This window comes from Elusimicrobiota bacterium, assembly GCA_016218575.1.
Taxonomy (GTDB): Bacteria; Elusimicrobiota; Elusimicrobia; order UBA1565; family UBA9628; genus JACRDN01.
The window spans coordinates 265,985-285,907 of sequence record JACRDN010000017.1; the positions used below are offsets into that span (position 1 = coordinate 265,985).

The following is a 19,923-nucleotide window of genomic DNA, read 5'->3' on the forward strand; positions in this document are numbered from 1 at the left end:
CAATTTCCGGAGATGGACCCATTGCCGGCTCCCTCTTGCGGGAGGGGGCCGGCACTTTCTAAAGTAGCCTCATGCCGAGCCTGCTTGAGCCGCGTCGCCGCAAGATCGGCCCCCTGCAGGCCATCGAGTTCTCGGCTCCGGAGGGCTCCGCCGCCATCGTCTGCCTGCACGGCTACGGAGCCGACGCCCGGGACCTGGCGAGCCTCGCCCTTGAGCTGGATCTCGCGGCGCCCGCGCGCTGGATATTCCCGGACGCGCCCCTGGCCCTGCCCTCCAATTATTTCGGCCCGGGGCGGGCCTGGTTCCCCATAGACCAGGCCCGGATGATGCGGGCTCAGACGGGAGAGGAGGCCTTCGACCTATCGCGCTCGCGGCCCCAAGGCTTCGACGAGGCGCTGTCCGCGCTCGAGGAGTTCCTCGGATCTCTGGGCGAGCCTCGGGAGAATCTCATCCTGGGGGGCTTTAGCCAAGGCGCCATGCTCGCGGCCGAGCTCGCCTTGCGGGTCCCGAGCCCGCCCAGGGGGCTTTTTCTCCTCTCCGCGGCCCTCGTGGACGAGCCCCGCCTTCAAGATCTGGCCCCGGGCCGCCGCGGCCTTGCCTTCTTCCAGAGCCATGGCCGCCAAGACGCGCTTCTCTCCTACGAGGGCGCTCTCCATCTCAACGAACTTCTGCTCAAAGCGGGGCTCATTGGAGGCCTCTTCAGCTTCGAGGGCGGACACGCCCTGCCGCCCGAGGCTTGCCGCGCCTTGCGCGGCTACCTCAATTCTCGCCTAGGTCCAACGGCCTAGGCGCCTCCTAGGCCGTAAGCCCCTGTCTTTTTCCTTCGGAAGGATTATCCTCAAGTCATGAGGGCCAAAGCCGGGCTTCCGGCGCTTCTATTCGCGGCTTTTGCGGCCGTTCCCGTCCTGGCCGGCAAAGGATCCAGATCGGGCCCGGGGCTCGACCCCGCGCGCCTGTCTCTGGGCGCCTCCCCGGCCCGGCCCGGGTCCTTGCCTCCGAGCGTTATCGCGGACGCTCCGTCGCAAAGCGCGTCTCGGCATACCGTGGTTCCCCGCAACCCCCGACAGCAGGCTCAGCCTCGGGAGGCGGGGGGCAAGGGCCCATCCGTCCGAGCTCGATTGAAGAGTGTCGAAACCGCCCTGCCGCGGTCGGACATGGCCCGCGGCAGCGAAGCCTCCGCTCTCTCCTCGGGGGAAAGGCTTCAAGCCGCCGTCTCCGGGGAGGCGGAAGCGGCGCGGTCGGTCGGCGTCGATTTGGCCCAGGCGGCGGCCATGGTCGGGGATTTTGCCGGCCACCCCCTGCAGAAGCCCTGGACGCATAAGCCAGAGAAGGACCCATTCCCCGCGGTCGAGGCAATGGCGCGCCATCTCGAGGCGCATTCCCAGGCCGTGGCCGACCAAATGGCGGCCGATGCCAGAGCCATCAAAGGGCTAGCTCATAGCCTGCAAAACAAATTGGCGGCGGTGATCGGATTATTGGGCCTGCTTTTAGATATGGCTTTGCACGACCCGGCCATGGCCGAACAGATGGCGGGGAAAGCCTTAAAGGCAGCCGAGGCCGCCAATGACATGGTCCAAATCCATTTGGACCTGCATAACGTGCAAAGGGTGGGCTGGACGGCCAGGTTGACAGAGATTCCGATCGCTCAAACTCTCGCGGCTCAAGTGACAAGGCTTGGACCTGCCGCGAAAGCCAAACAAATAACCATTGAGGTCGATAATAAAATGGGAGAGCTTCTCGAAGTCCGGGGCGATCCGAACGCGCTTGCCGTGGTCCTCGACAATCTGATCGAGAACGCCTTGAAGTACAGCGGGGAAAACGGGAAAGTGACGGCGCGCCTGGCCCTCTCCCGGCGCCGGGGTTATGTCAGGATTTCCGTGGCGGACGAGGGCATCGGCATAGGAAGGAAAGACATCGAGATCCTCCTGGATGATGATTCCGCGGGCTACAGGACCGCGGCGGGCAAGAAGCACGCCGCCGGCCACGGCATCGGCATGCCGGAGGTGCGGCGCCTCCTGAAGGCGATGGGCTCCCGGCTTGAGATCAAGAGCAAGCCCGGGAAGGGCTCGGAGTTCGCCTTCGAGCTTCCCCTCGCGGATTTCGAATGAAGCATATCCTCGTCGCGGTGTTCTTCGTTCTTCCATGGAATGCGTTCGCGGCCGGCAATGCCGAAGGCGCCGGGTTCGAGCTTGCGCCCCTTTCTCCCAGGATATATCCGACGGGAACCGTGAATCTTGTCTTAGGCATGCGCCCGGCTCCGGCCCGGCTCGAAATGATCCGAGCCATCACGCCTTCCTCGGCGGCGATATTCAAGGGCTCTGATTCCTCGGCGCGCCAGCATGGCGTCGAGATTCAGGAGGCCCTTGCGGGCGAAGCGCCGAGCCATTACAGGGGCGAGGAGCCTGCGGTCCAGGCAGTGGTCTCCATGGTGGAAGGTTATGTCCGCCACGATGCCTCCTTGGGTCCATGGCAGGCCGGTTCCCGGCCGGATCATCCGGAGGTGGAGCGCGCGGCGCGCCTCCTTGAGAACAAATCCAGCGCTGACGTCGAGGCCGCCAGGACCGGGGAGGAGACCGTCTTACAATTCGCCCATACCGCTAGAGGCTATTTGGCGACGATCTTGGGAGGGCTTGAGATGGTTTTGGGACAAGGCATTCCTAACAATTCCATGGGGATCATCGTGGAGTTTGCGGAAATGGCCATGCGCGGGGCGAGCGCCGCCAGGCACATGATGCAGGCCCAATTGAGCCTGTACGCCGTGCAAAAAGAGGGCTGGAAGCCGGCGATCCACGTTTTCCCCATCCACGACGTCATAAAGGGGCACCTTCTGAGGCTTGAGGATCGCGCGAAAGGAAGGAAGATAAATTTGCTGCTCGAGACCCGTATCCCGGAGCGAACGGATGCCTGGATGGACGAACACGCGGTGGACGTCATTTTGGACAATCTCATCGGCAATGCCTTGAAATACACGGGGCAGGGCGGCAGGGTCTCGGTGAGGATACTGCCCTCCGAATCCCCAGGATATGTGAGAATTTCGATAGCGGACACTGGAATCGGCATGAGCGAGGACGACGTCCGGATTCTTTCAAGCGAGGGCGGGCATAGAACCAACGCAGGCCGAGCTCATGCCGACGGCTACGGCCTGGGCCTCCAAATAGTGCACCGGTTGCTGCGGGCCATGGGCTCCAAGCTCGAGATTAAGAGCGAGCTGGGAAATGGCTCTGAATTTTCGTTCGAGCTGCCGGTCTTCGATCGCAGAAGCCTGCCTCAAGTCCTGCGCGGCCGATAGTTCGAGGCGATGACGTTGTAGACTGTTCCCCAGCCAGCACCCCAGGCCGCTATACGGGCAAGGTCACGATGAAGCGCGAGCCCTCGCCGGGCCGGCTCTTGGCCGTGATGGCGCCCCCGTGCCTCAGGAGGATGCGCTCGCTGATAGCCAGGCCCATGCCGCTTCCAGGGTAAGCCTCCTTGGGGTGCAGGCGCTGGAAGGGCTGGAAGATCTTGTCAAGGTAGCGCTCATCGAAGCCGATTCCGTTGTCCTCCACCGTGATTTCGACGAATCCCGCGCTCGGCCTTCGGCAGGAGACCGCGATGCGCAGGGGTTCGTTCTTTTTTCGGAACTTCCAGGAGTTGGAGAACAGGTTGTAGAATAGCTGGCGCAAGAGGGACTCGTCGGCCTGGACCGCCGGCATGCCCGCCGCCACCTCGATCGAGCCTCCGGCGCTTGAAACCAGCGCCTCGAAGTTCCCGGCCGCGTCCTTGAGAACGGCGCCCAAATCCACGGGAACGAGCGGCCTCGTCCTGGTGGTGATGCGGGCAAGGCCCAGGATGTCCTCTACCAGCCTAGCCATGCGGTGGGCAGAGTCCTGCATGCGGCCCACGTGATGACGGCTCTCCTCGTCGAGGCCCTCGCTCCTGCTCTTGAGCATGTCCCCGAAGGTCAGGATTTTTCTCAGGGGTTCCTGCAGCTCGTGGGAAACCATGGAAGCGTAGAGGTTGAGCTCCGCGTTGGCCCGGGAGAGCTCCTGGCTTTTTTTCTCGAGGAGGTCCTCCGCGAGCTTGCGCTGGCTCATGTCCTGGACCACTTTTAAGAAACCCTTGAGCGCGCCGTCTTGGCCCTTGAGGGCGGTCATGCTCGCTTTGGCCCAGAAGCGGATCCCGCCCTTGCGCACGCGCCAGTCCTCTTCATGGAGATGGCCCTGGGCGGCGGCGAGCTCGAGGTTAGCGCGCGGCCTGCCGTTTTCCCGGCTTTCCGGGGTAAAAAGGCAGGCGTAATCTCGGCCGATGATTTCCTCGGGCGCGTAGCCATTGATCCTCTGCGCCCCGCGGTTCCAGCTCGTCACACGCCCCTCAGGATCGAGAATGAAGATCGCGTAGTCCCCGACTTCGTCAACCATCAGGCGGAAGCGGTCCTGGATGCTGTGGAGGCTGGCCGAGAGGATGAGCGCCATCTGCGAGCAGACGGCCAGGAAGGCTTGAAGGAGGGGCAGGGCGTAGGGTCCGGCCAGGCCGAAGGCCCCGCGGCCCTTTATTGTCCCGTAAAGCGCTGCGCAGGCCATGGCCAGGCAGGCCGTGGCCGTGTCCCGGGGGGAAAATCGGCAGGAGATCCAAATGAGCGGGGGAAGGCAGAGGAAGGTCAAGGGGGCGGGAGCCGAGGACCATGGATACCACGCGCCGAAGACTATCTTGCAGGCCAGCCCGAGCAGGGAAAGCAGGGCCAACCCCTCGGCCGCTTCCCGGCGGCCCCATTGGATTCGGGGGGCCAAGGCCCATAGGATGAGGCAGGGCGTTATGAGCAGCATGCCCGTCATGTCTCCCAGCCACCAGGTCAGGCATATGGAGCCGAATTGAGGCCACGGGGCGTAGCCGCGCAGGGAGAGGCTCCCCACTCCCATCGTGGCGCTGGCCACGGCGCAAAGGGCGGCGCTGAAGGTAAACTTGAAGATCGAGGTGGGGTGGTCGAAGCAGTTGGGGCCCCCGGCCAACCTTCTCACGAGCAGGCAGCCAATGACCGCCTCCAGGGCGTTGCCGGAGGCGATGCCGAGGCTGGTCAGCAAGTCCCCGGCCGTCGTTATATTGACCAGGAAGGCCCCCGCGAATACGGCGGGCCACATTTCCGTGCCCAGGAGGATGAGGGCGGCGAGGCTGATGCCGCTCGGAGGCCAAACGACAGAGGCGCTCGGATGGATTTGGGCCAGGGCGAGGCCCATCTTTCCCGCCATGAAATACGCCGATACGAGCCCCAGAAAGGCGGGCAGGCGCGATAGCCTCATGCCTGGCCGGTCGCGGGTTCGGGGATAAGCTCTTCCAGGATGGAGAGCAGTTGGCCGCGGTCCACGGGCTTGGTGAGCAAGGCCGTGCCTCCGGCCTTGATGTTCTCAAGGAAGGTCCCGTCATCCCGGCAGGCGGTCAGGAAGACAATGGGAAGCCCGGCGAAGCGCTCGTTGGAGCGCAGGCGGCGGCAGAGGGAGAGCCCGTCTATGTCGGGCATGCGGATGTCGAGGAGAACCAGAGCGGGCTCCAGGGCCTCAAGCTCCTCCACGACGAGCTTCGGGTCGCCTATCGCTCTGAAGTCGTAGCGGGGAGACAGCCAGTCGCGCATCACGATATGGAAATCCGGCTCGTCGTCAACCAGTACCACGCGGGCCTTCTCCTTATTTCGGCGCATGGCTTGCTCCGGAGCCGTTTCGCGGCGTCGGCGCGGCCTGGGGCAGGGCGAAATGGAAGCGCGCGCCCTCTCCCGCGCGGCTCTCCGCCCAAATCCGGCCTTGCTGGCGTTCCACGATCTCCCTGCAGATGGCCAGCCCCAAACCCGTGCCTTTGTAGGGGCCGCCCTCCTTCGAGCTGCGCTTGATCTGCACGAATTTATTGAAGAGGTCGGGGATGCGGTCCTCCGGAACGCCGGGGCCGTCGTCTATAACGCTGATCTGCACGAGCTTGAGCGCGGTCGGAGAGGCCACGCCGGCTGTCACCCCTTGCCCCGAGGAAGTTTCCTTGGCTTCGGCCGTCGCGGCCCGCACGATGACCTTGCTGCGGGTGAACCTCAAGGCGTTGTCGAGAAGGTTGCTTAGGACCTGGATGAATAGATCTGGGTCGGCGTGGACATTCGGCAGGTCGCGGGCGAAGTCGACCTCGATGGCGACGGGCCTTTTCTGCGCCAGGAGGGTGAAGCCCTTGGCGGTTTCCCGGATGAGCTGGCAGGCGTCCATCCGGCGGGCGTGAATCTGGGCTTTGCCCGATTCGAGGCGCGAAAGATTGAGGACGTTGTCCACGATTTTCTGCAGGCGCAGGACGTTCTTATGGGCGAGGTTGACCAGGAGATCCTGCTGGCTGGAAAGGGGGCCGGCCAGGCCCTCGTCCAAGTTGCTGATCGCGGCACGTATGATGGTAAGGGGGCTTCTCAGCTCGTGGGAGACCGCGCTTACGAGCTCGTCCTTGAGTTTGTCCATGCGTTGTCGCTCCTTGATCTCTGCCTTGAGCTCCTCGAAACGACGAAGCTGGGTGATGTCCCGGATGGAGGCGAGGTTCGCGGCCTCTCCCTTCCATTCGATCTCCGTCACCCGCATCTCCGCGGCGCGCTCCGGCCCGCCGCCTTGGGCGGGCAGCTTGATCTCGGAGGCGTAGCCCGCGGTGATGGGATAGGGGAAGGGCCTGCCCAGGAGATCCCGGGACGGGCAGTCGAAAAGGGACTCTGAGGCGGGGTTGGCGTAGCGGATTACCCCCTTGCCGTCCACCACGAGCATGGCGTCTGCGGCCTTGGCGATGACCGTTTCCAGGCGAGTCATGGCCTCGTGGCGTTCCACCGCGTAGCGGATGGTGCGCTTGAGCATGGGAGCGTCCAGGCTTCCCTTGATCACGTAATCCTGCGCTCCATGGGAGATGGCCTCCAGCCCCATCGCCTCGTCGCGCAGGCCGGTGAGAACCACGATCGGAATCTCCGGCGCCTGGGCGCGCGCGCGCAGGACGGTCTCCATTCCTTGGCTGTCCTTCAGCATGAGGTCAAGCAGGAGCACCTCTATGTCTTCCTGGGCCAGAAGCCTAAGGCCTTCCTGCAGCGTGGCCGCGCACATCAGCGTGAAGTGGAAGGAGGGCCAGCCGGGCCTGGCCATGAGCTCCAGCATGAGCTCGGTATCGTCGGGGTCGTCCTCGATGAGCAGCGCGACGATTTTCTTATCCATGGCAAGCGGCTCGCGGTTCAGAGAGGCTGGGCAGGCGCGCGGTCCCCATCCAGTAACGCGTGAGCATGTCGAGAAGCTCGACAAGGGCCTTGAAGGAGTCGGGCTTCTGCAGAAACGAGTTGGCGCCGAGCTCGTAAGCGGTGTTGACGTCCTCTTCGTCGCGGGAAGAGGTGAATACCACGATCGGGACTTTTCTTAGGACGGGGTGGGATTTGATCTCGCCCAAGGTCTGCCTGCCGTCCTTGCGGGGCATGTTCAAATCGAGGAGCACAAGGGGGAGTTTTCTCGCCTTTTCCCCGCCGCTCTCTGGGCAGCAAGAGTAAAGGAATACCTCGAGCTCTTCCCCGTTCTTGACGCGCCGAAGCTCCGCGCGGAGGGGAATCTGCTGGAAGGCCTTTTGAATGAGGAAATAATCGTCGTCATCATCTTCCACGATCAAGACGAATTCTCCCTTTGGATAGGGTCCCATGGTCGGCCTGGTTTATTCCGCCTCCTCGTATGGGGAGTGTAGCCGAGGAGTGACTTGGATGCAACGGAGCGGGTGTCACTCCGAGTCACCGCAGAGCTCATAGCCCTCCGGCGTGGTTTGAAGCCTGCGGCTTTCCTGCGGGCCCAAATCCTCGCGCAAGCGCTGTATCGTCTTCTTGAGGGCGTCGGCCTGCGCCAGGTCGTAGCCCAGCTCCTTGAGCAGATCCTCTTTGGAGACCGGGCCGGGGCTTAAGAGCAGGCGCTTGAGAAGCTTGAACCTTTTATGGGGAAGCGTGGTCAGAAGCCGGTCCTTGAGCCACACGGTTCTAAACTTAGGGTCGATGCGCAGGTATCCCTTGACGAGGGACGGGGAGGAGTCCAAATGGCGCGCGGCTTGGGCGGGGGATCGGGAGAGGAGGTGCTTGATATAGCTTAGGAGCTCCGGGATGTCGACGGGCTTTCTCAGAAACTCCACGGCGCCCAAGGCTTTGATCAACTCCGCGATCATATTCAAGTCGTCACCGAATCCGGAGATGACAATGACCGGGATATTCTGGATGGACTTGCCCTCCTGCATTTTTTTGAGGAGCTCGATCCCGTTCATGAGGGGCAGGACCAGGTCGAGGATCACCAGGTCCGGATTCAGGGACAGGATTTTTTCGTAGCCCTCCTGCCCGTTCCAGGCGTAATGCACCTCGTAGCCCTCTCGGAAAAGGGCTTGCCCGATGCAATGCTGGACGTCGGCGTCATCCTCGATGCTCAGCAGCCTGGCCATGGTAAATTTCCCGGTTTCATCCTATCATGCGCGCGGCAAGAGGCGCTCGATCGAGCTTAGAAGGCGCGGAAGGTTGACGGGCTTGTCCACCACGATGACCGCCAGTTTCGCGGAGTCCTGGCTTATGGGAAGTACTGCGTCGGCGACCACCAGATCAGGGCTCAGAGACAGGGCCTGCTCGCGGCCCTCCCGCCAATCCGAGGCGCGATGGACCTCGTAGCCCTCATGGGAGAGCGCGACCGCGACGGCTTCTCGGTCCGAGGCATCTCGCATGACGCACAATATCCTCCGCGATGGCGGCGGCGGGGGCGGCGCTTCGATGATGAGGCGACTGCGCTTTGTCCGGGGCGCTATCCAGATCAACAGGCATAGGCCCGCCGCGGCCATCGCGGCCCAGAATAGAAGCATGCCGTACCGGGAATTATGTCCGACGGTCAGGAAATGGTGCCGTAGTTTTTTCGCCAGGCGGCGGAGGGTTTCCCACAAGCTCGTTTGCTTGGACTTGGCCGGGGCCGGGACCCCGTGCTCCACGGCGAAGATGAGCTTCTTTGCCTGGTCGTAGGTAAATCCCAGATCCCGGGCCACCGACATGACTTTCTGCTTCTGCTCTGGGGTGAGCGGCCGGCCGGTGAAGTCCACGATGTCCTTGAGGCTCTCGCGCAAGTCCTCGACCTCCTTTCCCGCGGCGGGCTTTTCCATGGCGCCGCCCAGGGCCTCGGCGTCCAAGGAGCCCTGCTCGGCGGACTGCTTGAGCATGTCCTGGATTTCCTTGAGCTGGGCCAGCTCCTCCGGGGTGAGCGCGCTTTCCTCGGGAGCGGCCCCTTCCCTCTGCCCTCCGGCGTCTTCCTTCCCGCCCTTTCCGGAGGCTTCTAGGGGAGGGGGGGCGCTGGAATGGGTGAAGCGGCTCGGGATGGCAACGCTTGAATTGTCATAAGAGGAATGGGACCCCCCGGAGCCGAAGCTGCCGCTAGCGGAAGTTCCCCCGGCCGTGGAGCGCTGGGCGAAGGACGCCGTCTCTCCGCCCGATCCGCCGGGGCCCGCAGCGTCCCCGCCGCGAGAAGCCCGCGCGCCCGTTCCCCCGGCGCCGCCGAAGCTTGGGCTAGGGCCTTGGGCCAGAAGAGCCTGGGCGCCGCCGGAGCCTCCAGCCCCCGCCCCCGAGCCGCCGGCGCCGGAACCCGCGGCCCCGCCCTCGAAATTCCCGGCGATGCCCTGATTTCCGCCGGGCCCGCTTACCCCCGCGTTCGGGTCCTTGTCCGGACCGAAGGCGTTCTTGAGCCCCCCGAAAGCGTTGGCTCCGCCGGTCGGACTTTGGGCTTGGCGGCCCTGGACCGTGGGCCCGCCGTCTTTTCCACCGCCTCCACCCCCGCCGCCCCCTCCGCCGGGGCTGCTGCCTCCCGGGCCGTCTCCTTCCGTACCGACGGGCGGGGCTTCGGGACCGGAGGCCCCGGGTGATCCTGAGGGATTATCCAAACTGGGGCTGCCATTCCCTTGTCCGGTTGGGTTTTCAACGTTCATGGAAGCCTGCTGCCTTTGATTGCCGTTAGGAGTCGGTGTCGAAGGGGGATTTTCTGGTTCAGGAGCGGTGGCCTGCCCTATGAATTTGTTGATGAGCTTGTCATGCTGCTCGAGAACGCCATCGACCACGATATAGAACTTCTCGGGTTTGTCGGAGAATTCGCCAACCCATTGATTGATCACGGCGTTGCGCTTCAGCTCACTCTCCAGGTTTTCCGGATTTTTAAGGGGATGCAGATTCTGGTATCGCGGATCTGATTTCTTTAAAGCTTCGATATATTTCCTTTCATTGTCATCGAATTTCCCCAACATGTAGTGGATAATGGCGGATTTCTGTTTCGAGAGGCACCATTTGGTCGGGTTATTTTCGCAAGAGCCTCCGGGACCAATGCTTGCGCTGTCATACTTGTCATCGGCGAGCGCATTTGATGGCAATAAGGGACAGATGGTGACGACCAAGGCCAGCAGGGCAAGCCGCATAGGCTCCGAGAGAGCAGTTATCCACAAAAACTTCCCGGGAAGTTTTTGTGGATAACTGGAGTCGTTCATGGTTTCTGCCATCGCGGGGACTCGGGCCGGGCCAGCAGCTCGATGGATTTGGTCCAGGGCTTGTATCCTTGCCTGCAGAAAGTCAGCAAAAGGCTCAGATGTTTCTTGACTGGCATGATCCTCCGTAGCGCTAGAGGCATAGTGTAGGGTGCCTGCGCCAACTTTTCAAGCCCAAACCAGCCGAATTTACGATTTTTTAAACATTTGGCCCCTTGTCTTATGGGCCTATTGTCCGGGCGGATTTACCCAAAAGGCCCATGGGCGCCAAGAGGGATAATTTTATAATTACCTTCAATAGATTTAAGGAGGCTTTGTGAAATACCTATCATGCCCGCTTTCGTTTGTTTTGATTTTTCTGAGTTTCGGAAACTCCTGGGCTGTTCCAGGGCTGGCGCGTCGCGCAATCCCCAATCCCTCGGGGGTGCACGCATCTCGGGCGCAATCGCAGGCCCCTCAGCCTTCATCCGCGGTTCCGAATATCGTGTCCATGGCAAGGAAAATTTCCGGTGGGGCCGTGAGGTTCCTTGAGCATGCGCAGCGCTCTATTCAACGCATGCGGGAAACGGGCTTTACTGGCATGAACCCGGAAGAAGCTCGGATGGTGCTGGCTCAATTTGACATGGCTGGGCAATTCCCGCCTTTGGCCCCGGCCATTTCAGCCGCAACTCCACAAGCAGGCCGAGTGCGAGGGGAATTCCCGCTAAACCATGCCGTGGTATTATCGCAAGCTTATTCGGACGATGCCTTGAACGGGCGGCGGGGTCCTTTTAGGCCGGGTGGAAACCAACCCGGAAAATTATCGCCGCCAAGCTACGTCAGAACAGATTTAGAACGGAGAATTTCTTTTTTTGATGCGAATGGCGATGGCATAGCCGCCCCTTGCGAAATGTTCTCCAGACTGGGCTTGCTCCGGGTTGATTGGCTCAAGGGTGGAGTGGTCACTGCGGTCCTAAACCTGGTTTTAGGCCCCCTGACCTCGGGCAAGCTGCAATTGGGCATTGTGATCAAAAATGGGATTAAAGTCCGGCATTCTGAATATGACACCGGCATCTATGATGCCGATGGAAATTTCGACGCGAAGGTTTTTGAACGGCTGTTCGCGGGCGGGAAAACTGAAATTACCGAGAAAGAAATACATCGTTTTATATCGAACAAAATGCCTCCTGCCCGGAATTTGTGGGAAGAGCTGCGCCGCCTTGGGGGCAAAGCCAAGTCTATGGCGGAATTTAGCCTCCTTTTCGACATCGCGGCAGACACCACGAAATTTATTGAGGGCAGCGAGCGGCGGGCGATTAGAAAGGAAACTTTAAAGAATATGTACCTAGGTTATCTATTTTACGATATCGCCAATGAGAGAATCGCCGGTCGTTCCAGCCGGGGTTGAAGATCTTCCTATATTGCTGCTGGATCGCGCGATTATTTGATACAATAAACGCCTGCCCAAGGGGGACTGCGGCAGTGGGCGCCTACAGTTGACGCGGCGTTGGGACACAGTCTGCGGGGCTTTATTTATAGACGAGGGTACACAATGAAAGCAGGCATTCATCCGGTTTACGTCAATTCCAAGGTGCTTTGCGCGTGCGGGCACACCTTCGAGACTCGCTCCACCAAGGAGCTGATCAAGCTTGAAATTTGCTCGGCCTGCCATCCCTTCTTCACGGGCCAGCAGAAGCTCATCGATACCGCCGGCCGTGTCGAGCGCTTCCAGAAAAAGTTCCAGTCCACCGCGGGCAAGACCGTGGTGCGCAAGCCAGTGAAAAGCGTGGTCAAGAAGCTCGAGAACGTGGGCGCTGCGGCCAAGAGGAAGGTTCTCACCTCGGCCCCCAAGAAGGAAGAGGCCGCCAAGCCCGCCAAGAAGCCGGCCAAGAAAGCGGCTTAGACTTTTCATCAAAGAAACCCTGGCCGCCGACGGCCAGGGTTTCTTATTGCTTAAGCCATGAACGCTCAGTTGATCAAGCTCAAGACGGAGTTCGAGGAGGTCGAGCGAAAGCTCGGCCAGGGGGGGCTTTCCCCGGCGGATTTGAAGGAGCTTTCGCGCCGTCACGCCGAGCTTGCCCCCCTCATGGGCTTGGCTCAAAGCCTGGAAAAGGCCGAGGCGGAGTTCGCCGACCTCGAGGCCCTGGCCGCCGGCTCCGACCGGGAAATGGCCGGGCTGGCCCTTTCCGAGAAGGGCAAGCTTTCCGAGAAGGTCAAGGTCTTGGAGAGGGAGATACAGGCCGCCCTTCTTCCCAAGGACCCCAACGACTCCAAGAATGTCCTGCTCGAGATACGCGCCGGGGCCGGAGGGGACGAGGCCGCCCTTTTCGCGGCCGAGCTCATGCGCCTCTACACCCGCTACGCGGAGTCGCGCGGCTGGAAGGCCGAGCTTCTCGAGGTCAACAGCACGGGGCTCAAGGGCATCAAGCAGGCCGTCCTCTACATCCAGGGCCATGAGGTCTATGCCTGGCTGCGCCACGAGGGCGGCGTGCACCGCGTGCAGAGGGTGCCTGAAACCGAGGGCTCGGGGCGCATCCATACCTCCACCGTGACCGTAGCCGTCATGCCCGAGGCCGAGGAGGTGGACGTCGAGGTCGACCCCGAGGATTTGAAGATAGATACCTACCGCGCCGGCGGGGCCGGCGGTCAGAACGTCAACAAGGTCGAGACCGCCATCCGCATTACCCACCTTCCGAGTGGGCTCGTGGTCCAGTGCCAGGACGAGAGGTCCCAGCTCAAGAACCGCCTCAAGGCCTTGAAGGTCCTGCGGGCCAAGCTCGCCGATATGGAGCGCGAGAAGGCGGTGGCCCAAAGCGTGGAGGCGCGGCGAAGCCAGGTGGGGACCGGAGACCGCTCCGAGAAGATCCGAACCTACAACTTCCCCCAGAGCCGGGTTACCGACCATCGCCTCGAGCGCTCATGGCACAATCTTTCGGTCTTGATGGAGGGGGAGATCGGGCCGGTGCTGGAGGCTTTGCGCGAGGAGGCCCTGCGCTTGGCCCTGGAGAAGGCCCCATGAGCCGCAACGCCCAGGTTTTACCGGCTTTGGCTTCCAGGTCCGTTACGGTGGCGGAGTGGCTCGCCCAGGCCGTCCGGTTCCTATCGGAGAAGGGCGTGCCGGAGGCTCGGGCCAACGCGGAGTTCCTTATGGCCGAGGTTCTGGGCGTCGGGCGCAACGACTTGGCGCTCGACCGCTCCCGGCCGCTCTCGGTCAAGCATAGCAATCATTTTTGGCATCTGACGGCTCAAAAGGGCAGGCGCCTGCCCCTGGCCTACGTGCTCGGGTCCCAGCCCTTCATGGGGCTCGGCCTCAAGGTGACCAAGGACGTCCTCGTGCCCCGTCCCGAGACCGAGGAGCTCGCCGCCGAGGCCGCGCGCCTGCTTAAAGACAGGGCTGCCGAGCCTTTCCACATCCTAGAGATAGGGACCGGGTCGGGCTGCATCGCCATTTCCCTGGCAGCGGCGTTTCCCCGGGCCGTGGTTTACGCCACCGACGCCAGCCCCGCGGCCTTGAAGCTCGCCGCGGAGAATGCCATGACTCATCACGCCAGCCAAAGGATACGCTTCGTGGAAGAGGATATCTTCAAGCCGAGCCTGGGCGCGGGCTGGGCGGACCTGCTGGTCTCGAATCCTCCCTACATCCCCACTGGGGAGTTCGCGAGCCTGGAGCCGGAAGTCCTGCATGAGCCTCGCCTGGCTTTGGACGGCGGCCCGGACGGCCTCAAGGTTCTGCGCGAGATCATCGCCCAGGCGCCGCGCTATCTCAAGCCGGGAGGCTTCCTGGTCCTCGAGATAGGCTCCAAGCAGGGGCGCGCCGTGGCCGAGCTCATGAGGGCGGCGGGGTTTGACAGCCCCATGATCCGGGCGGACGCGAGCGGTCTGGAGCGCATCGCCGTTGCTAGGAAGGAAAATGGACCAATTCATAATTGAAGGCGGGCATCCCCTGCGCGGGAACGTCAAAATCAGCGGCTCCAAGAACGCGGCCCTTCCCATCCTCATCGCCACGCTTCTGACCGATGAGCCCTGCGTCGTGGAGAACGTTCCCCGGCTCCGTGACATCCGCACCACGGTCCGGCTCCTGGAGAGCTTGGGAAAGACAGTGGAGATGAAGGGCTCGACCATCATGGTGTCGGCGGGTGCGCCCTTGAAGACTAGGGCGCCCTACGAGCTGGTCAAGCAAATGAGGGCTTCCGTCCTCGCGGCCGGGCCTCTCTTGGCCCGCTTCGGGAAGGTCACGGTTCCCATCCCGGGGGGCTGCGCCATAGGACTTCGGCCCATAGACATCCATTTAAAAGGCTTCGCGGCTTTGGGTGCCTGCCAGAGCATGGAGCACGGCGACATTCAGCTCTCGGCCAAGGCGCTCAAGCCCCGGAAGGTCCGCCTGCGGTTTCCGAGCGTCGGGGCCACGGAGAACCTCATGATGGCGGCGGCCGGGGTTTCAGGTGGAATCACCATCGAGAACGCGGCTTGCGAGCCCGAGATCGAGGATCTGGGGGTTTTCCTGGGCCGCATGGGCGCGCGGGTCTCGGGGACGGGTACGGCTCGGGTCGTGGTGGAGGGGGCCCCGCGGCTCCAGGGCTGCCGGCACCGGGTCATCCCGGACCGCATCGAGACCGGGACCTTTCTCATGGCCGCCGCGGCCACCCGGGGCCGGCTTTTCCTGGAGGGGGCCCGGGCAGGGGACTTGAAGGCCCTTGTCGCCAAGCTTCGCTTGGCCGGCGCGGCCGTGGAGGCGTCCGAGGCTGGAATCGAGATTTCCATGAGCCGCAGGCCGAGGGCCGTCTCGGCCCGTACGGCACCCCATCCGGGATTTCCCACCGACCTCCAGGCGCCATGGATGAGCCTCATGTGCCTGGCCCAGGGGCGCTCCCGCGTGACGGAAACCGTGTTCGAGAATCGTTTCCTGCACGCGGCCGAGCTCTCGCGCATGGGAGCGCGCGTTGCGGTCAAGGGGCGCACGGCCGTGGTGGAGGGAGTCGAGCTCCTCCATGGGGCGCCGATCATGGCTTCTGACATCCGGGCCGGAGCAGCGCTCCTCGTGGCGGCTCTCTCCGCCAGGGGAGAGAGCCGCCTACAGAGGGTGTACCACATAGACCGCGGCTACGAGGCCGTGGAAGAGAAACTGCGCCGGGCCGGCGCCTTAATCCGCCGTACCAGCGCATGACATTCCAGGAGGCTCTGAGCGTTCTTAAAGAGCGCCAAGAGACTCGCATCGAGCTCGGCCTGTCCCGGGTGCGGAGCCATCTCAAGCTCTTGGGCGATCCCCAAGAATACGCGCCCGCCTTCCACGTCGCCGGGACCAACGGGAAGGGCTCGGTCTGCGCCATCCTCGACTCGGTTTTGCGCCAGGCCGGCTATAAAACCGGATTTTACTCCTCCCCGCATTTGCTAGATCCTCGCGAGAGAATTAAAATCGACGGAGAGCCCATCAATGGAAAGGATTTCGCGCGGCATCTCAAGAGCGCCCTGGAGGCCGATCCAAAAGGGAGCCTCACCTATTTCGAGCTCATGACGAACGTTGCCTTCCAGCATTTCAAGGAAAGCCGGATCGAGGTCGCGGTCCTGGAAACGGGCTTGGGAGGCCGGCTTGATGCGACCAACGTGATCCGGTCCCCGTCTGCGAGTCTCATCACCTCGATTCATTTCGACCACGCCCAATTCCTCGGCAAGAGTCTCGGGCGCATCGCCTTCGAGAAGGCCGGCATCATCAAGGCGGGGCGACCCGTCATTTGCGCCGAACTGGCGCCCGAGCCTCTCGCCGTGATTAGGGTTCGGGCGCGCAGGATGGGCAGTCCCCTGACCGTGGTCCGGCCCTGGCGGCCGGTCGCGTCTTATTGGAGGAGGAACCGCCAGGTCTTGCGCGACCCGCGCGGCCGGGATTGGACCTTGGGACTTTTAGGCGCGGGCCAGGCCTCCAACGCGGCCTTGGCTTGGCGCGCCCTCAGGTCGGCCAAGGGCCGTTTCCCGGTTTCGGACCAGGCCTGGAGACGAGGCCTCCTGCGCGTGAATTGGCCGGGGCGTTTTGAGGTGCGCGCCGCGCGGGGCAAGACCGCCATTCTCGATGGAGCGCACAATCCCCAGGCCATGGAGTGCTTCGAGCGGACTTGGTCTCTTTCTCCCTGGAACGGGAAGGACGCGCTTTGGATACTGGGGGTGATGAAGGACAAGGACTTGGACGGGATACTGCGCCCCATCGCCCGGCATTTGCGCGAGGTCGTTGCGGTTCGGCCGCGAAGCCCCCGCGCCTTGGCCCCGGAGGCCTTAGCGCAGAAGGTGCGGCTCCACGCTCCGCGAGCTCGGGTGCGCGTCGAGCCCCGGCCCGAGGCGGCCGTGGAAGACTGGCTGAGCGACCCCTCGCCAAACCCCGCCGTGGTCTGCGGCTCTTTCTATCTGGTGGCCGAAGTCCGGCGCTGTCTGGAGGCTGAAAAATCATGAAACACGGCGAGGCCGCGGTCGGTATCGACGTGGGGGGGACCAACACCAAGGTGGCCATGGTCTCGGCGCGGGGCAAGCTCTTGGAGATGGAGGAGATCCCCACGCGCAGCCAGGAAGGCCCCGCTCTCTTTGTGCGGCGGGTGTGCCGGGTCGTGGCGGGCTGGAAAGGGCGGGGCCCGCGCCTCTGCGGAGCGGGCCTGGGCCTTGCGGGAGACGTGGATTCCGAGAAGGGCTCCCTGCGATTCACGCCGAATCTCAAGGGCTGGGACGGGTTCAAGTTCAAGAGCGCTTTCGAGCGGGGCCTGGGCCTGCCCGTGGTCGTGGACAACGACGCCAACCTCGCGGTCTGGGGGGCCTACGTGCTCGAGCTCAAGCGTCAATACCGGAACGTGGCCGGGCTCACTTTAGGGACCGGAGTGGGCGGGGGGATCATCCTCGACGGCAGGCTCTACCGCGGCGCCACCGGCTCGGCCGCCGAGGTCGGGCATCTCTGCGTGGAGCCGGGCGGCGCCAAATGCCACTGCGGACAACGGGGGTGCCTGGAGGCCTACGCGGGCTCCTACGGTATCCTGCGCACGGCGCGCGGGCTCCTGGCCCGGGGCGGGAGCTCTATCCTCTCGCGCCGCAAAGGGCTGACCCCACTTCATATCTCCCAGGCCGCCGAGCAAGGCGACGCGCTCGCGCGCAAGGTCTGGGCCCTCACGGCCGAGCGCCTGGCCTGCGGGATCGCCGACATTGTCTTTACCGTCAACCCCGAGGCGGTGATTCTCCTGGGCGGAGTGTCCAGGGCCGGGAAATGGCTGATGGAGCCCCTGCGCCGGGAGCTCTGGAAAAAGCCCTTCAAGACCCCCTTCCATAGCCTCGTCCTTCGCGCCGCCGACTACCATAACGGCGGGTGCCTGGGCGCGGCCCTTATCGCATTGGAGAGATGAAGCTCCTCCTCCTCTTGGCCCTGGGCGCGTCCGCGGCCCGGGCCGAGGATTATCCCCTGCCCCCGCCGCCCGCCGCCTCCACCGGGACCACGCGCCTGGATTTCGTCGCGGATCACCTCGACTACACCGGGGAAAGCCCCGAGATCCATTTGAAGGGCGGGGTCAAGGTCCAGGAGTCCACCTGGACCATCAAGGCCGAGGAGCTTTGGCTCGACCCGAAAAAAAATACCGGCCGCTCGCGGGGCTACCTCCTCATGGAGGACGGGGTAAGCGCGGTTTATGGGGACTCGGGGGATTTTGATTTCGCCGCGCACTCAGGCGTCCTCTACGGGTCCTCGGCCGGGCACGGCGATTGGCGCGTGCATTCCAAGCGCGTGCGCCTCAAGGGACGCAGGCTTGACTACTACGGCGCCGATTTTACGAGCTGCTCCTACGACCCCAAGCCCCACTATCATTTCCACGCGACCCGCCTGACCGTCATCCCCAAGAAGTACCTCTTGGCCCGCAACGCCGTGTTCTTCCTGGGTCCGGTGCCCCTTCTGTACAGTCCAGTCATTTTCAAGTCCTTGAAGCCCAAGCATTGGACGCGCTGGCGGGTCCAGCCCGGCTATGACCGCAGGAGCGGAGCCTTCCTCAAGGGGACGCTCACGACCGAACTTTCCCCTGGGTTTTACAGCAAGCTGTTCCTGGACTATTATTCCGCGCAGGGGCTGGGCGCGGGAGCCGAGCTCGAGCACCGCCAGGGCGAGGATTCCAGGGGCTCTCTTTTCGGCTACCGCATCCGGGAAACCAATAACGGGGCCGAGCGCTGGAGCGTCTCGGGGACGGAGTACCGCGCCTTCTTGAGCTCGGCGGCCTTCCAGGGCCGCCTCCAGGTCCAGTCCGACGCCGATTTCAACAATCATTACTCGCGCTCCAGCCTCCTGCGCGTGACCCCGGAGCTCATCAACAGCGGGGCCTTGGTCTACCGCCTGCCCAAGCTCACGGCGCGCCTGTCGTATTCCCGACAGGACACGGCCTCCGAGAACCGCCTGCGCTACCTCAAGGCCAAGGAAAGCGCGCCGCGCCTGGACTTGCAGAGCGCCCAGCTGCGCCTGGGGAAATCCTCGTGGCTGCACACCTTCACCGGATTTGCCGACAACTCCTTCGACCGCGGCCGAACCTACATGGAAAAATCCCTGGGGGGGGGCTGGGAGGGGACGCGCGGGTATTCGGTCGCGCGCGGGGTGAGCTTCGTTCCCAAGCTCAGCTACCGCGAGGCGTATCTCAACCGCTTCGACTCCCTCACGAGCTTTGCCAGCACCGCAACGGTGCGGGACGCCTTCATCGGCCGCTACGGCGCCCAGGGGGCCCTGACCTTCGCCACCCCGGCCGTGACCTGGAACGCGGTCCACTCCTTTGAGCGCCGCCAGAAGCCCAATTCCATCGCTGACGACGCTGGAGCCATCGACCACGGGATCGAGACGAACCTCTTCACCCTCGAGGACGTGGTCCGCCCCCACCGCAAGCTGCTGTTCCGGGCCTTCTCGGGCTACGACTTCCGGGTGTTCCGGGATCATAGCGTGGGCTTCCGGGACCGGGTCCAGCCCCTCGTCGCCGAGGTGGTGTACACCCCGCGCTCCTCCCTCAATTTCTCGGTGCGCGACGACTACCAGCTAAGCCAAGGCAACAGGTCCTTCCTCTTCAACGGGCAATGGGGGGAGGAAAACGGCAATTTTCTGGGGGCGGGGGCCGGCTATAACCTGGCGACTGGAAACCGTTATTTCCTGAGCGCCGAGTTCGGCCTCAGCCCTTCCACCGGGACGTGGCGGCTCACCGCGGCTTTGCGCTCGGACATGACGAGCTCGGGGGGCCTGGCCAGGCTCTCCGGCTTCAGGCTTTTCGAGAAGGAGATAGCGCTTGCCAAGCACTGGCACGACTTCTACACCAGAACCCTCGTGCGCTTCCGCCCCGGAGGCGTGCGCGAGGCCTCGATCCGCATCGACATGAAGTTCGCCTCCCCGACCAAGGAGAGCGTCCCCCGCCGCGACTGGGAGTCCGAGTGGTTCCCCGAACGGCGTTTGGGGGGAGAGGACAGGCCGTGATTTGTTGAGAA

Annotated in this window: 17 protein-coding genes; 11 read left to right on the forward strand and 6 right to left on the reverse strand. The window is 63.4% G+C overall.

The window, feature by feature from the left end; translation table 11 throughout:
- Window positions 1–71 precede the first annotated feature (71 nt).
- The 3 genes from HY921_07820 to HY921_07830 are packed head-to-tail and all read left to right on the forward strand — an operon-like array spanning window position 72 to window position 3,289.
- Window positions 72–788: an alpha/beta fold hydrolase gene (locus HY921_07820; GenBank protein ID MBI5630775.1), complete on the forward strand. Its 717-nt coding sequence runs from the start codon at window positions 72–74 to the stop codon at window positions 786–788.
- A 57-nt stretch (window positions 789–845) separates the two neighbouring features.
- Window positions 846–2,108, forward strand: a complete 1,263-nt coding sequence (locus tag HY921_07825; GenBank protein MBI5630776.1) for a HAMP domain-containing histidine kinase — start codon at window positions 846–848, stop codon at window positions 2,106–2,108.
- Complete coding sequence (locus HY921_07830; protein ID MBI5630777.1) at window positions 2,105–3,289, forward strand: sensor histidine kinase; 1,185 nt, start codon at window positions 2,105–2,107, stop codon at window positions 3,287–3,289. The genes HY921_07825 and HY921_07830 overlap by 4 nt, the downstream gene beginning before the upstream one ends.
- A 49-nt stretch (window positions 3,290–3,338) precedes the next feature.
- On the opposite strand, the gene HY921_07835 is transcribed toward HY921_07830, so the two are convergent.
- From HY921_07835 to HY921_07860, 6 genes are all read right to left on the reverse strand, one after another.
- On the reverse strand, window positions 3,339–5,273 hold the full coding sequence (locus tag HY921_07835) for an MASE1 domain-containing protein (protein MBI5630778.1): 1,935 nt from the start codon (window positions 5,271–5,273) through the stop codon (window positions 3,339–3,341).
- A complete protein-coding gene (locus HY921_07840; GenBank protein ID MBI5630779.1) occupies window positions 5,270–5,668 on the reverse strand; it encodes a response regulator in 399 nt (132 codons plus the stop codon). Before HY921_07840 ends, HY921_07835 begins: the two co-directional genes overlap by 4 nt.
- Window positions 5,655–7,178, reverse strand: a complete 1,524-nt coding sequence (locus HY921_07845; protein ID MBI5630780.1) for a response regulator — start codon at window positions 7,176–7,178, stop codon at window positions 5,655–5,657. Before HY921_07845 ends, HY921_07840 begins: the two co-directional genes overlap by 14 nt.
- The gene (locus HY921_07850; protein MBI5630781.1) at window positions 7,171–7,647 is read right to left on the reverse strand and encodes a response regulator; all 477 of its coding nucleotides are present in this window, start codon (window positions 7,645–7,647) and stop codon (window positions 7,171–7,173) included. The genes HY921_07845 and HY921_07850 overlap by 8 nt, the downstream gene beginning before the upstream one ends.
- A 75-nt stretch (window positions 7,648–7,722) precedes the next feature.
- Entirely contained in the window at window positions 7,723–8,421 is a 699-nt protein-coding gene (locus tag HY921_07855; protein MBI5630782.1) for a response regulator transcription factor, read from the reverse strand.
- 24 nt (window positions 8,422–8,445) lie between these two features.
- Window positions 8,446–10,248 (reverse strand): response regulator, encoded by a 1,803-nt coding sequence (locus HY921_07860; protein MBI5630783.1) that lies wholly within the window; start codon window positions 10,246–10,248, stop codon window positions 8,446–8,448.
- A 724-nt stretch (window positions 10,249–10,972) separates the two neighbouring features.
- On the opposite strand from HY921_07860, the gene HY921_07865 reads away from it, so the two are divergent.
- The 8 genes from HY921_07865 to HY921_07900 all read left to right on the forward strand — a co-directional run bounded on the left by HY921_07865 (window position 10,973) and on the right by HY921_07900 (window position 19,912).
- Window positions 10,973–11,869, forward strand: a complete 897-nt coding sequence (locus tag HY921_07865; GenBank protein MBI5630784.1) for a hypothetical protein — start codon at window positions 10,973–10,975, stop codon at window positions 11,867–11,869.
- Window positions 11,870–12,013: 144 nt separating this feature from the next.
- Window positions 12,014–12,364, forward strand: coding sequence for a 50S ribosomal protein L31 (gene rpmE, locus HY921_07870; GenBank protein ID MBI5630785.1), 351 nt, complete (start codon window positions 12,014–12,016; stop codon window positions 12,362–12,364).
- Between the two features lie 57 nt (window positions 12,365–12,421).
- Complete coding sequence (gene prfA / locus HY921_07875; GenBank protein MBI5630786.1) at window positions 12,422–13,480, forward strand: peptide chain release factor 1; 1,059 nt, start codon at window positions 12,422–12,424, stop codon at window positions 13,478–13,480.
- Complete coding sequence (prmC, locus tag HY921_07880; GenBank protein MBI5630787.1) at window positions 13,477–14,391, forward strand: peptide chain release factor N(5)-glutamine methyltransferase; 915 nt, start codon at window positions 13,477–13,479, stop codon at window positions 14,389–14,391. Before prfA ends, prmC begins: the two co-directional genes overlap by 4 nt.
- Window positions 14,372–15,625, forward strand: a complete 1,254-nt coding sequence (murA, locus tag HY921_07885; protein MBI5630788.1) for a UDP-N-acetylglucosamine 1-carboxyvinyltransferase — start codon at window positions 14,372–14,374, stop codon at window positions 15,623–15,625. Before prmC ends, murA begins: the two co-directional genes overlap by 20 nt.
- The gene (locus tag HY921_07890; GenBank protein ID MBI5630789.1) at window positions 15,622–16,896 is read left to right on the forward strand and encodes a bifunctional folylpolyglutamate synthase/dihydrofolate synthase; all 1,275 of its coding nucleotides are present in this window, start codon (window positions 15,622–15,624) and stop codon (window positions 16,894–16,896) included. The genes murA and HY921_07890 overlap by 4 nt, the downstream gene beginning before the upstream one ends.
- Entirely contained in the window at window positions 16,893–17,828 is a 936-nt protein-coding gene (locus tag HY921_07895) for an ROK family protein (protein ID MBI5630790.1), read from the forward strand. Before HY921_07890 ends, HY921_07895 begins: the two co-directional genes overlap by 4 nt.
- Window positions 17,825–19,912: an LPS-assembly protein LptD gene (locus tag HY921_07900; GenBank protein MBI5630791.1), complete on the forward strand. Its 2,088-nt coding sequence runs from the start codon at window positions 17,825–17,827 to the stop codon at window positions 19,910–19,912. The genes HY921_07895 and HY921_07900 overlap by 4 nt, the downstream gene beginning before the upstream one ends.
- Window positions 19,913–19,923 lie beyond the last annotated feature (11 nt).

Excerpts from the sequence above, each read along its gene's own strand:
- prmC (MBI5630787.1), top strand. The coding sequence starts at position 13,477 with ATGAGCCGCAACGCCCAGGTTTTACCGGCTTTGGCTTCCAGGTCCGTT.
- HY921_07860 (MBI5630783.1), bottom strand. The coding sequence starts at position 10,248 with ATGTTGGGGAAATTCGATGACAATGAAAGGAAATATATCGAAGCTTTA.
- HY921_07845 (MBI5630780.1), bottom strand. The coding sequence starts at position 7,178 with ATGGATAAGAAAATCGTCGCGCTGCTCATCGAGGACGACCCCGACGAT.
- HY921_07855 (MBI5630782.1), bottom strand. The coding sequence starts at position 8,421 with ATGGCCAGGCTGCTGAGCATCGAGGATGACGCCGACGTCCAGCATTGC.
- rpmE (MBI5630785.1), top strand. The coding sequence starts at position 12,014 with ATGAAAGCAGGCATTCATCCGGTTTACGTCAATTCCAAGGTGCTTTGC.
- HY921_07835 (MBI5630778.1), bottom strand. The coding sequence starts at position 5,273 with ATGAGGCTATCGCGCCTGCCCGCCTTTCTGGGGCTCGTATCGGCGTAT.
- HY921_07900 (MBI5630791.1), top strand. The coding sequence starts at position 17,825 with ATGAAGCTCCTCCTCCTCTTGGCCCTGGGCGCGTCCGCGGCCCGGGCC.
- HY921_07840 (MBI5630779.1), bottom strand. The coding sequence starts at position 5,668 with ATGCGCCGAAATAAGGAGAAGGCCCGCGTGGTACTGGTTGACGACGAG.
- HY921_07830 (MBI5630777.1), top strand. The coding sequence starts at position 2,105 with ATGAAGCATATCCTCGTCGCGGTGTTCTTCGTTCTTCCATGGAATGCG.
- HY921_07820 (MBI5630775.1), top strand. The coding sequence starts at position 72 with ATGCCGAGCCTGCTTGAGCCGCGTCGCCGCAAGATCGGCCCCCTGCAG.
- HY921_07895 (MBI5630790.1), top strand. The coding sequence starts at position 16,893 with ATGAAACACGGCGAGGCCGCGGTCGGTATCGACGTGGGGGGGACCAAC.
- HY921_07890 (MBI5630789.1), top strand. The coding sequence starts at position 15,622 with ATGACATTCCAGGAGGCTCTGAGCGTTCTTAAAGAGCGCCAAGAGACT.
- HY921_07865 (MBI5630784.1), top strand. The coding sequence starts at position 10,973 with ATGGCAAGGAAAATTTCCGGTGGGGCCGTGAGGTTCCTTGAGCATGCG.
- HY921_07850 (MBI5630781.1), bottom strand. The coding sequence starts at position 7,647 with ATGGGACCCTATCCAAAGGGAGAATTCGTCTTGATCGTGGAAGATGAT.
- murA (MBI5630788.1), top strand. The coding sequence starts at position 14,372 with ATGGACCAATTCATAATTGAAGGCGGGCATCCCCTGCGCGGGAACGTC.
- HY921_07825 (MBI5630776.1), top strand. The coding sequence starts at position 846 with ATGAGGGCCAAAGCCGGGCTTCCGGCGCTTCTATTCGCGGCTTTTGCG.
- prfA (MBI5630786.1), top strand. The coding sequence starts at position 12,422 with ATGAACGCTCAGTTGATCAAGCTCAAGACGGAGTTCGAGGAGGTCGAG.